This is a genomic window from Methanobrevibacter sp., assembly GCF_045126245.1.
Classification (GTDB): domain Archaea; phylum Methanobacteriota; class Methanobacteria; order Methanobacteriales; family Methanobacteriaceae; genus Methanocatella.
On sequence record NZ_JBGVOG010000133.1, the window covers coordinates 1 to 12,103 of the forward strand.

The 12,103-nt window shown below is 33.7% G+C and carries 13 protein-coding genes and 1 pseudogene; 6 read left to right on the plus strand and 8 right to left on the minus strand.

The features are described 5' to 3' along the window. A partial coding sequence (locus tag ACJMLZ_RS09520; protein ID WP_405305388.1) for an MBL fold metallo-hydrolase occupies positions 1-449 on the minus strand: 449 nt, incomplete at its 3' end. A gap of 12 nt (positions 450-461) precedes the next feature. Next, positions 462-1,382 (minus strand): DUF2121 domain-containing protein, encoded by a 921-nt coding sequence (locus ACJMLZ_RS09525; RefSeq protein ID WP_405305389.1) that lies wholly within the window; start codon positions 1,380-1,382, stop codon positions 462-464. Positions 1,383-1,726: 344 nt separating this feature from the next. On the opposite strand from ACJMLZ_RS09525, the gene acs reads away from it, so the two are divergent. The 3 genes from acs to ACJMLZ_RS09540 all read left to right on the plus strand — a co-directional run bounded on the left by acs (position 1,727) and on the right by ACJMLZ_RS09540 (position 4,847). Continuing rightward, complete coding sequence (acs, locus tag ACJMLZ_RS09530) at positions 1,727-3,823, plus strand: acetate--CoA ligase alpha subunit (RefSeq protein ID WP_405305390.1); 2,097 nt, start codon at positions 1,727-1,729, stop codon at positions 3,821-3,823. A 62-nt stretch (positions 3,824-3,885) separates the two neighbouring features. Continuing rightward, a complete protein-coding gene (locus tag ACJMLZ_RS09535) occupies positions 3,886-4,224 on the plus strand; it encodes a hypothetical protein (protein ID WP_405305391.1) in 339 nt (112 codons plus the stop codon). Further along, on the plus strand, positions 4,221-4,847 hold the full coding sequence (locus tag ACJMLZ_RS09540) for a DUF447 domain-containing protein (protein ID WP_405305392.1): 627 nt from the start codon (positions 4,221-4,223) through the stop codon (positions 4,845-4,847). Before ACJMLZ_RS09535 ends, ACJMLZ_RS09540 begins: the two co-directional genes overlap by 4 nt. Before the next feature lie 20 nt (positions 4,848-4,867). On the opposite strand, the gene ACJMLZ_RS09545 is transcribed toward ACJMLZ_RS09540, so the two are convergent. Both ACJMLZ_RS09545 and ACJMLZ_RS09550 read right to left on the minus strand, forming a co-directional pair. Continuing rightward, entirely contained in the window at positions 4,868-5,839 is a 972-nt protein-coding gene (locus ACJMLZ_RS09545; RefSeq protein ID WP_405305393.1) for an ABC transporter substrate-binding protein, read from the minus strand. Positions 5,840-6,015: 176 nt separating this feature from the next. Continuing rightward, entirely contained in the window at positions 6,016-6,954 is a 939-nt protein-coding gene (locus ACJMLZ_RS09550) for an ABC transporter substrate-binding protein (RefSeq protein ID WP_405305394.1), read from the minus strand. A 129-nt stretch (positions 6,955-7,083) separates the two neighbouring features. Here ACJMLZ_RS09550 and ACJMLZ_RS09555 point away from each other — a divergent pair, with 129 nt between their 5' ends. The 3 genes from ACJMLZ_RS09555 to ACJMLZ_RS09565 are packed head-to-tail and all read left to right on the plus strand — an operon-like array spanning position 7,084 to position 9,470. Next, positions 7,084-8,088, plus strand: coding sequence for a TIGR00268 family protein (locus ACJMLZ_RS09555; RefSeq protein WP_405305395.1), 1,005 nt, complete (start codon positions 7,084-7,086; stop codon positions 8,086-8,088). Between the two features lie 8 nt (positions 8,089-8,096). Then, on the plus strand, positions 8,097-8,852 hold the full coding sequence (locus tag ACJMLZ_RS09560; RefSeq protein WP_405305396.1) for a HesA/MoeB/ThiF family protein: 756 nt from the start codon (positions 8,097-8,099) through the stop codon (positions 8,850-8,852). A gap of 33 nt (positions 8,853-8,885) precedes the next feature. Next, entirely contained in the window at positions 8,886-9,470 is a 585-nt protein-coding gene (locus ACJMLZ_RS09565) for a hypothetical protein (protein ID WP_405305397.1), read from the plus strand. Here the strand turns inward: ACJMLZ_RS09565 and ACJMLZ_RS09570 are convergent. From ACJMLZ_RS09570 to ACJMLZ_RS09585, 4 genes and pseudogenes are all read right to left on the minus strand, one after another. Continuing rightward, complete coding sequence (locus ACJMLZ_RS09570; protein WP_405305398.1) at positions 9,465-10,484, minus strand: adenylosuccinate synthetase; 1,020 nt, start codon at positions 10,482-10,484, stop codon at positions 9,465-9,467. The genes ACJMLZ_RS09565 and ACJMLZ_RS09570 overlap by 6 nt on opposite strands. A 143-nt stretch (positions 10,485-10,627) precedes the next feature. Next, on the minus strand, positions 10,628-11,221 hold the full coding sequence (locus ACJMLZ_RS09575) for a hypothetical protein (protein WP_405305399.1): 594 nt from the start codon (positions 11,219-11,221) through the stop codon (positions 10,628-10,630). Next, entirely contained in the window at positions 11,202-11,828 is a 627-nt protein-coding gene (locus ACJMLZ_RS09580) for a DUF6891 domain-containing protein (protein WP_405305400.1), read from the minus strand. Before ACJMLZ_RS09580 ends, ACJMLZ_RS09575 begins: the two co-directional genes overlap by 20 nt. Then, a pseudogene (locus ACJMLZ_RS09585) lies at positions 11,815-12,103 on the minus strand (hypothetical protein); the annotation flags it as partial. The pseudogene ACJMLZ_RS09585 and the gene ACJMLZ_RS09580, both read right to left, overlap by 14 nt.

Genomic DNA, 12,103 nt, shown 5'->3' on the forward strand with positions numbered 1-12,103 from the left:
TGAAAACCAGCCCCCGCAGGGTCTCCATGAACAGTTTTGGTTCCTTTGACTGTTATGCCATCAACATCAATAACTTTACCCGGTTTTAAAAGTACTGTATCAGATTTAGATTGATGATAAGAAGAAATGCAAGGCCCCCATTTTTCAAAACCCTTTAAAACGCTTTCGCTTCCGAAAATGGTTCCATGCTGTTTAGTCATTCCCCTTGTCATTGCTTCTATGAGAATTTCAGCATCATTATAATGGTCAGTGTGGGCATGGGAAACAAATACTCCACTTAAATTGCGAGGATCAAAACCAAATTGATAAGTTCTTATAAGGGCACCTGGTCCTGGGTCAACATGATAATTCTTTCCGTTAATATTATCAATCCTGAACCCTCCAGTCATCCTTCTTTGAGAGATAGCGGAAAATCTTCCACCACCACTACCTAAAAAAGTTAACTTCATTTAAACCCCCAATCATAATGAACATAAAATTACATCACATTTAAGGGAAGATTTATCCTTTTTAAGACATAAATCTTCATTTTTAATAATGACTTTATCTCCTAGTTTTATATTATCATTTTCAGTGAACATGATCACATTTTGACCCGGCCCTGCAAGTTGTTTCCAGTTTTCATCCATTGCCTGTGTTTTATCGTTTAATTGGACAAATACCATATTACCATCTATAGAAACAACCTTACCAACATCACCCTCATCAATGATTTTATTGGACATTTCTATTTCCCGACTTTGTTGAATCAATTGCTCTTTTAAAGATTGCCTGAATTTAAACAATACCTTAACATCCTGGTCAATAGTCCTGTTTAAATGCTGTTGAGCCTGATTAGTACTGAAAAGAGGGTCTTGTCTCAATACATCACAGTTTTTTCCAACTGTAGGAGTCATAGATGCAATTTCTTCTATAATCTGTTCAAAGATTTCCCCTTTTGATTTTAAACTAGATGAAGGTTTAAATCTCTTCGAAACTAAATTTTCAGCCATTTTTTTAGCGAAAACATTACCGAAGATAATTATTCCACTTTCACCAGCCCTCCGTGAAGTAACCTCGGATCCCAATAGTTCAACTAATTGATAACCTTTAGTGGTTCCATAAATTCTTCTGCGCCTAGTTTCAAAGGTTCCTTTTGTACTTACTTCTCCCCTAACACATTTTCCAACTATTTTCAATTTGCTTGCATCGTCAGTGATTTTTACTGAAATGTCTAACTCTTCTGCTCTTTTCAAAAAGTCTTCATCGCTGTCAATTTCACCATTATACAATTCATCTTCTAAAATCTTTAAATTTTCTTTATCTCCGAAATAACCAATTTTTCTTTTATCGGCAGCCATTACACAGCCGTTTTTTCCAATGTAAGCAATAATTAAGCTCATATTATTCCTCTTAATTCCATATATTATAATTAAAAAATTATAATATCAGAAGTTTATTAATTATATATAATTATAATTATCCTATATTATAAACTTAAGGCAAAAAAGTATGGTAATTATAAATCTTTAATATTCCCATTTCCTAAAAAAAGTTATTAAAAATTTCAAAAATAACTAATACAATTACATAAAGTAGCATATTTAAAATTATACAGTTTTAAATCAAAAATTAAACAATATATTTAAATATTAAAATTACCTATATTATAATTATAATAATTGTTAATTATTTATCATTATAAATTAGTATAATGTTAACAATAAATTACAAAGGAGAGAAACTTATGATAGATCTCAATAAAATGTTTAAACCTGAATCCGTGGCTGTTATTGGTGCTTCCAATACCCCTGGAAAAGTAGGATACATCATTGTGGACAATCTTATCAATGATGGATTCGAAGGCGAAATATATCCAGTAAACCCAAAAGGAGGAGAGATTTTAGGAAAAAAAGCTTATGCAAACATAACTGAAATTCCTGGAAATGTCGATTTGGCAATCATAACAATCCCTTCCCTATTTGTAAACACTGCCGTTGAGGAATGTGGAGAAAAAGGCGTTAAAAACATGGTAGTAATCACCGCCGGATTTAAAGAAATTGGTGAAGAAGGAGCTAAGCTAGAAGCCGAACTAACAGCACTTGGTGAAAAATATGGAATAAACATTATCGGACCAAACAGTTTAGGAATTACCGACTCACACACACCATTAAACGGGTCATTTTCACAGATGATGCCACCAACAGGAAACATTGCATTCATTTCACAAAGTGGAGCAATGATGGTAGCTATTATTGATTGGAGCGTAACTTCCGGAATTGGATTCAGTAAAGTTATCAGTTTAGGTAACAAAGCTGGAGTAAGTGAAATTGAATTGTTACAATACTTGGCTGAAGATGATGAAACTGCAGTAATCATTTGTTATCTTGAATCCATTTCCGAAGATGAAGACTTTGTAAGAACCATGAGAGAAACCGCAGTTAAAAAACCTATCATTATCCTTAAATCAGGTTCAAGTAGTGCTGGAGCGGCTGCCGCATCCTCACACACAGGAGCTTTAGCAGGTAGTGATTTGGCATTTGACACATCATTCAGACAATCCGGAATCATGCGTGTGGAAACCATGGCTGAATTATTTGATTTAGGTTTGGCATTCTCCAAAGCGCCACTTCCAAAAGGTGATAATGTAGCCATTATTACAAATGCAGGTGGGGGAGGAGTTCTGACCGTAGACGCAATGGAAAAAGCTGGTTTAAACCTTGTTCAATTCGATGAAGAAACCACTGCAAAATTAAAAGAATGCGTTACCGAAGAAGGCAGTGCCAAAAACCCAATTGATGTATTAGGTGATGCGCCTGTAAGCAGATACAAAGAATCCCTGGAAATTGTCTTAGGATATGAAGATGTGGACAGTTTAATCATCATGGTATGTCCTACCGCATCAGCCGATCCTGATGGAATTGCACAAGCAATCTTGGAAGAAAGAAAAGAATTCGACAAACCTATTATTGTTGTAAATATGGGTGGCCCATCATTTGAAGCTGCAAACGAAGCTTTAAGAGCAAACGGAGTACCAACATACGTATTCCCAGAAACTGCAGTAACCGCACTTGAAGCAATGACAAGATATGCAAAATTGCCTGAAAGACAATACGATGATGTTGTTGACAACATCACTGATGTTGACAAAGATGCTGTAAAAGCAATATTTGATAAAGTTAAAGCTGATGGAAGAGACACATTACTTGGTAGCGAAGCATATGCCGTAGCTGAAGCTTACGGAATTTCCGCAGCGCCAATTAAATTATCAACATCCGCTGATGAAGCTGCCGAACTTGCGGAAGAAATGGAATTCCCGGTTGTTCTTAAAATTGCATCCGATAAAATCTTACACAAATCAGACATTGGCGGTGTAAAAGTTGGAATCAGCAGCGCTGAAGAAGCAAAAGCAACTTATGACGAAATCATTGCAAATGCTAAAGCTGCACACCCTGACATTGTTCCGGATGGTGTAGAAGTTCAAAAAATGATGGATTCCGGTGAAGAAGTCATTGTCGGTATGATTAGAGACAAACAATTCGGTCCTATGATTGCATTCGGTATGGGTGGAATCTATGTAAACCTTATTGAAGACGTTTCATTCAACTTAGCAAAAGGTTTAAGTTCTCAAGAAATTGAAGAACAAATAGAAAGCACCAAAGTATCCAAATTACTTGCAGGATACAGAGGAGAGGCACCTTGCGATGTTGAAGAAGTTAAAGAAGCTATTAAAAGAGTAGCTAGATTGACTTTAGACTTCCCAGAAATATCCGAGTTGGACATTAACCCAATCTTCGTTTACGAAGAAGGTTCAAGTGCACTCGACATTAAAATCAAATTATAATTTCTCAAATGAGAAATTATCTCTTTTTTTTTCTTTTTAAAACCATTTAATTAAGTGATATTATGAATGGTGAACTTGATTTGGAATTATACACTATTTCCATTATAGGTTTAAATAATGCATTGGAAAACCCAAAACGAGACTCTTTTGAAGAAATAACCGCAAACTTTCAGGAATTATACGCAGATATCATTAATGATTTGAACCTGGATGAGATACAATTCAACGATTATTATTTATTCTTTGAAAACGGAAAAAACGTATTTCCACAATATATTGAAACGCTAAAAGAAATTAAAAATGAAGAAATTGCAGATTGTTTGGATTCCTTGATAGGCATTTTTGAAAATCTAAACAAAATAGCTGAAGCATTCCCATCACATAAGGAAATGATAAAATGAATGAAAAATTAGAACAAATCGGAATAAGAACAGATGCAAGATACGAATGCATCTATACAACAATTGATGATAAAGGCAATAAGAACTCCGCGGCAATCGGATTGAAGTATTTCGGAGAGGACAATATTGGATGCAGAATATTTGAAGGATCAAAAACCCTGGAAAACATTCAAAAAACCAAAAGATACGTTGTAAATATAACCCAGGACCCAATGATTTTTACCAAATCAACAATCGGCAAACTTCCGGAGGAATATTACACCGATGATAAAGAGATTGCCATTCTGAAGGATGCCGGATCGTATATTGTTGTTGACGTTGTTGACATCAATGAACAGAAACCTGAAAACACACCTATCGACAATGACCAGAGCATTTTCATGATTAAAGGTAAGATACAAGAAATCGTTATTAAAGATGAAAGCATTAAGGCATTCAATCGTGGACTGTCAGGAATAATCGAATGTCTTGTTAATTTTTCAAGATATAAGATTGTTGATGATGAAAAAAGAGCCGAGTATATGGATAGAGTCATTGAAAACAATAGGATGATTCAAAGAATTGGAGACGGCAAAACAAAAGAGTCAATGGAGATAATTAAAAAAGAATATGAAAAAAATTAAAAAAAAGCATAGTTAACTAACTATGCTTCCCAGAACAATTTGTCATGAGGTATAACATTCTTTAAAATACCAATATCAACCTCAAGTTTTTGGAATGCATCCACATCTGCTTTGAAACCATCATCAATACCAGAAATGAATGGGAAACTTTCTAATGATTTAGCTTCCAAATCAGCATCAGAAACAATATCATCAGGTAATAATTCTACAACTGCAGAAGAGTTTCCTGATTTAATATTATCATTAATGAATTTGGTTGCGTTTTCATGAATAGAAATAATATCCTTTACAGTGTCTTCATGGTTTTTGATAAAGTCATCAGATGCAACAACTACACAGCATGGGTGGTTTGGTAAAATAGTAGCTGAATCGGCTAAAACAACATTGTCAGAACTATTAGCTGCAATACTTACATAAGGTTGGAAGGTAATAATTCCATCAATCTGTTTGGTTTTTAAAGCATCGTTCATGGATGGAACTTTCATAGCTGAAATATTCAAATCATCAGTTGATAATCCATTTTTATCCAAGTAATATGTAAGTAAAACATATTGGATTGAAGCTTCACCAGGAGTTGCAATGTTTTTACCTTTTAAATCTGCAGCAGAAGTAATTCCAGAGTCTTTAGTTACAACAATTCCACTACCATCAGTTTGAGCGGATGAAATAACCTTTACAGGAACTCCTTTTTCAACAGAAGATAAAACCGGAGCAATACCCACATATCCAACATCGACTTCACCACTAGCCATAGCAGTCATCAAGTCTCCACCATTGTTAAATTGAACAAGTTCAGTGGTAATATTTTTTTCAGCAAATTTGCCTTGAGCATCAGCCACAAACAATGCTGCGTCATGATCGGAAGGCAAATATCCAATCTTTACAGTGTCATCTCCCCCGCCTAAAAAGTCAAGGAATCCTGCACTAGCTGCACCCATCACTAAAAATGCAGTAAGTGCTAACACTAAAACAAATGTAATCTTCTTATTCATTTATAATCACCGTAAATATAAGTTAACTTATTTACATTAATACTCTATCAAGTACAATATAAATAAATTACCTCTATATTTTATTAACAATTGTTATATTTTGAATCCCCTAATTAAAGTAATAATTTATTAATATATAAATGTTTTGAAAAAAAAAATGAAGTAGTTAAAATTAATTAACTACCTTTCCAAAAGATTTTATCCGGTGAAATCGGCTGTTTTAAAACACCTAAATCCACTTCAAGATTCATGAAGTCAATCACATCATTTTTAAAGTCATCATCCAATCCGGAGATGAATGGGAAACCGGACAATGCTTTCTTCTCAACTTCCACATCATTTACGATATTATCCGGCAACAGTCCTGCAGCCTCATCGGTATTGTTGTTGATAAAAGCTGTAGCATTCTTATGGATTTCCAATATCTTTTGAGTTTCATTAGGATTGTTTTCAATGAACTTGTCAGATGCCACAACTACACAGCATGGATGATTCGGTAAGATTTCTGCAGAATCAACCAAAACCATTGCACCATTCTCCTCAGCAATTGTTACATAAGGCTCAAATGTAATCATACCGTCAATTTTACTGGTTTTAAGCGCATCATTCATTGAAGGAACTTTCATGGCTGAAACTTTAACATCACTAATTGACATTCCATTTTGCTCTAGATAATATGTAAGCAACATGTGCTGGATTGAAGCTTCACCGGGTGTAGCTATCCTCTTTCCTGCCAAATCATATACTGAACTAATTCCGGAGCTTTGTGATACCACAATTCCTGATCCTTCTGTTTGGGCGGATGAAATAACTTTAACCGGAACTCCCTTTTCGATAGCGGACAATACAGGAGTGATTCCAACATAACCTACATCGACTTCACCACTAGCCATAGCAGTCATCAAGTCTCCACCATTGTTAAACTGGACTAATTTAGTGTTAATTCCATTTTCAGCAAATTTGCCTTGGGCGTCAGCTACAAACAATGCAGCATCATGGTCAGAAGGCAAATATCCTATTGTTACTGTATCCGAAGAACCGTTCAACAAGAAATATCCTCCAGCAACCGAAATAACAATAACGGCTATAATAATTGCGATAATTTTATTATCCATGTTTTCACCTATTATTAATTATATTGGAAAAATTATTAAAGGTTACTATAAAAAACAATATCCACATCAACACCTTAATATTAAAAAACCATATATTATATTGTAAATTAAAAAATCCGAAGGAATAAAATGAACTTAGAAAATAAAATAAATATTGTCAAAGATATTTTAAAAGACAAAAAAGTGGCCATCGGCTTTTCAGGAGGAGCCGACTCAACATTGATAGCTTATTTATCTTCAAAAGTAGCAGAGGACACATTAGCAGTAACTATCGATAACCATCTAATGCCAACTGGTTTTGTTGAGAATACCGAAAAGCTTGCCCGCATCTTTGGAATAAAACATGAAATAGCAGAAATTGACTTTTATGAAGATGAATCATTCTTGAGAAATGATTCTAAAAGATGTTATGACTGCAGAAAACAGATGTATTCAAGAATTAAGGAAATTGCCCTTGAAAACGGTTTTGACTTTATCTGCGACGGAAATAACATCAGCGATTTGGTGCTTGACAGACCTGGAATACTGATTACATATAAAAATAAGTTCAATACCCCCTTTATTGAAGCGAAACTGACTTCAAAAGAAATACATGAATACTTAAACAGCAACAACATTCCATATTCCAAATCAACAACATGTCTTGCAACCAGAATTCCCACAAATACACAAATTACCGCGAAAAAAATTGAGAAAATCGGCCATTGTGAAGATTACATTTTAGCAAACACAGATTGTGAAATTGTCAAGGTCAGAGATTTTGGAGAACTTGGTATTATTGAGGCGGATAACTTAAATGAATTATTCAAAGACAATAAATTTATTTACATCAACGATGAATTAAAAAGCAGAGGATTTAAAAAAATAACATTAAATTTATCGCAAATCAATGATGACGAATACATTGCAATTGACTGCCGGAAAGGTTCATTTTCATATCAACTTCCGTTTACAATAAACCTTGAAAATACGAAAATGCAACTCAAAGAAGTCATCTTCGCAGATGAAGAAAAAATTGAAGTTGAAAATTTTGAAATATTTGAAAATGGACTGATTAAAGGTCATGATTTTAAGACTTGCGAAATCGCATTAAATGCATTTATTGAAATATTGCCAAAATTAAGAAGAAATTAGGTGAAAATATGTCCTCAATGGATAATAGTGATGGATACTGGGAAATTGCTTCCCGTCAAATGAGCATAGTAACAAGAAGCGAACAGGAAAAATTTAAAAATGCGAAAATCACAGTTATCGGCTGTGGTGGAATCGGTGGAGAAACAATTGAAATGCTTGCAAGAATGGGCGTTGGCGAGCTTGTTTTGGTTGATGAAGATGCCTTTGACCTGTCCAATTTAAATAGGCAAACTTTAGCTTCAATAAATGACCTAGGAAATGATAAAAGTAGAGTTGCTGAAAAAAAAGTTAAATCAATCAACCCTTATGTTAAAGTTACATCATTTTGCGAACATGTCGATCAAAGCAACATTGACAAAATCATTGGAAACTCAAATATTGTCATTGACGCTCTTGATAATATCCTAACTAGAGTTATAGCCTCAAGAACCGCAAAGGAAAAAAGAATTCCATATGTCCATGGTGCAATCCATGGAACCATGGGCCAAATTACTGTATTTCTGCCAAACAGCGACAAAACATATGAAGAAATGTTTAATTTACCTTCACTTGGGAAGGAATTAAATGAAAAAACAATCGATGCCTTGAAAAATGTTACTTCAGGAGTCCCTCCTGTTATAGGACCAACTCCAAACTTGATAGGTTGTCTCCAGGCAATTGAAGCTTATAAAATCATTACTGGATTAGGTAAAGTTACCGTTGCTCCAAAAATGTTAACATTCGATTTATTGGATTTAGGTTCATTTTCACTGGATGAACTTTAAATCATCATTAACAAATAAATAATAAAGATTTCCATGTTTACCTATCCAAAAAAATTAAATAGAAAAGATTTGAAAAAAATCTCCAAATTTTCCTGTGATGATTCAATAAAAGACGCTTACATCAAATATTTGTCAAATTATTCATTTAAAGAGTTTGTTAAATATTGTGAAGATAATGAAGGCAAGAATTTAGAAGATTTAATTTTTAAATTCACAGATTTGCAGCTAGAAAAATTTGAACCAAACTCCCTAATTTGGGTTTCACATGTGATGATTAACTTCATGATTTATTTTGATGTAAATTTAGATTATAATGAGTATTATGACGCTTATGCATCAGCCATTCAATTAACAGTTCTGTCTTGCGCCATGGAGATGACTCTAAATAAGATTTCTTTTGAGGAAGTGCCATTTCCCCAATATTCAAAAATCTGTTTTGAAAAATTCTTTAACAAATGCCCTGATTTTAGATTTAATTTAAAAACAGATTGTAATTTAGCTTATAAATCATTTAATACTAATTTTGACTTTACAAGCGAAGAGTTTTACCTGAAAGTGAAAAAACACTTTGATGAATGGGTTATTAAAAAAAAGAGTAAAAAAAGAAGTTATCTATAATAACTCTTTTCTTAAGTCGATTGTGTCTTTTAAATCCGGTCCTGTTGAGATGATAGTTACAGGAACTCCAGTTTCAGTTTGAATATCTTCAATGAATGCCTTGGTTTCGCCTGAAAGTTCGCTGTAGTCCTGTACACGAGCACAATCAAATAATCTGTCAACACAGGTTAAAGCTATTTGAGTTGCACCATTGATTCTGCAGGATTCTTTGGCAAGTTCCATATCAAAGTAGCCTATACGTCTGCGGCGTCCGGTTACAACACCATATTCCTCAAGACCTTTACTTTCTGCTTCTTCCTGAGTCATTTCTGTTGGGAACGGACCTTCACCAACACGGGAAATATAAGACTTAAATACATTTATGACTTCATCAACTTTAGTTGGTCCAACACCCACATCTGCAGCGAAGGTGGATGCTGTAGTATCTTTACTTGTTACGAAAGGATAAGATCCATAATAAAGGGAAAGAGCAAAACCTTGTGAGCCTTCAATGAAAACATCTTCACCATTGTCAATAGCTTCATTACAAGCCAAAGACACATCTGTAATGTATTCTTCAAGTTCAGGGACATCACGAGCCAAATCAATTGTTCTCATTACACGGTCGGAATTGGCCGGTCCGCAACCTGATCCTGTACTTCCAATTTTTTTAGCCAAATGTTCTGAGCTTTTATCTCTTGTTAAATGGTCTTCATTGATTATTGCGCATCTTGGGTCAACACACATTCTTTCTTTTACATTATACTTTTTTAAGTCTTCAAATTCTTTAAACAATACGTCTGGATTAACTAATACACCAGCACCAATCATGAGCTTAGCATCAGTATGTACAAAACCGGACGGAGTCAATCTTAAACCATATTTTTCTCCATTAAACTCAACGGAGTGTCCTGCATTCGGCCCGACACCTGCACGAGCAATAATATCCGGTTTATCAGAATCACAAAGGTAAGTAATGCATTTTCCTTTACCTTCATCACCCCATGCTCCACCAACTAAAATACTACAAGTCATTTAATAACTCCTTAAATATCAATAAAATGTGAAAATTGGAAATTTTTTTCCATTTATATTCTATAATTTCTAATTAAAAAACTTTTCCAATACATATCTTATATTGAAGTGATAGCAAGACCAAAATAAAAAAAATAGTTAGATTATTTTTTAGGATACTTCAACGGATGGTTTTCACACATTGGATCTTTAATCAGATTTCTCTTAAGATGATATCTCAAAAAGTACAGCATCCATTGGTTTGACAAGTCCCTTAAAGAGGCATCAGTCAATCTTTCATGTTTGGTAAAGAAATCCATCTGATTTCCTCCAACGGCAATGGCTATCTCTTTTGTTTTAATCAGCATGAAAAAGTCATTTCTGATATTGTGAATATTGAAATCTTCCACAACAGAAATGCTTTTTTCCTTTTTGAAATCATAGAAAAATGTGTTGAGATATTCAAAGTCAACAAACTTTATCTCTTCAATTTCAAAAAATATCTCTTCACTTAAGAGTTGATTTTTAAAATCATATTTTGATAAAAATTCAATATCCCAAATGTTATTGTAAAAAATTGTGATGAATGAATCAAGTGCAAAACGAACTGTAAGAGAAAAATCTTCAATTTCTTTAGGAACTCCAAGTTCAACATCTTTAAACTCCAAATATATGGAATCCTGAGATATTTCTATAGAAGTCAACTTACCTGAATTAATCATCACTTCACGAATTAATTTAAGAGATCTCCCATTCATTCAAACACCCTTTTACAAAGTTATCATATGCTCCTTCAATTTCAAATTCCTTTTTATCGTCATAAGATTTGTCCCAATTAAATGAAAGAATCTCAATTTGGTTGTTAATAGTTTCATCCCAATTAATTGAAAAATCTTCATGCTTCAAATATTTACTAACAGTCTTGCCGATTTCTAAAGCCTTATCTTCATTATTTTCAAAATCTCCAAAGGTAATCTTTAACTTCCCATCAATGATTGCCTCTTCTATATCTTCAAAAGTATAGAAGCAAAATCCATCTGGTTTGAAATCGTTGTTCCTTAAATGAACATATAATTCAAAAGCATCCTGAACTCCCTCCTCAATATCATAGCCACAATTATGGATAGCCACAATGTTTTCACCGGCCAAAGAATTGAAAACTGATTCAAGCCTGCTGAAATTAGCGTTGTTAAATTCATTTAAAGAAAAATTAAATTGAGAAAAATCAACGTCTTCCTCAATGAATTCATCTTCCAATATTTCGAGGATTTCATCGGTATTAAAAAATCCTGATTTAGTGAGTATATCAATCATATAATCAATTTCATCCACCAAATCCGGATTCATGCCATCACCTTTCATCATCTCCAAAAATCAAAATACGGGTTACATTTCCCCTTTCGGTAAAACCTGCCATTACACGACTTTCACCAATTTTCGCCAGGGAAAAATCCTCATGAGGCTTAAACCCATATCCTTTAAGTTTAGTGTATGATTCAAATGCTATTTTTGGATAAATGTTAAAATTCTTTTGGAAATTATAGAAAGTATCCCTGAATTTCTTTGCGGAATTATTCTCTTTAATTAAATCTGATTTGAATGCTACAAAAATTTCTATTCCATCTTCCGGAACGGCATAA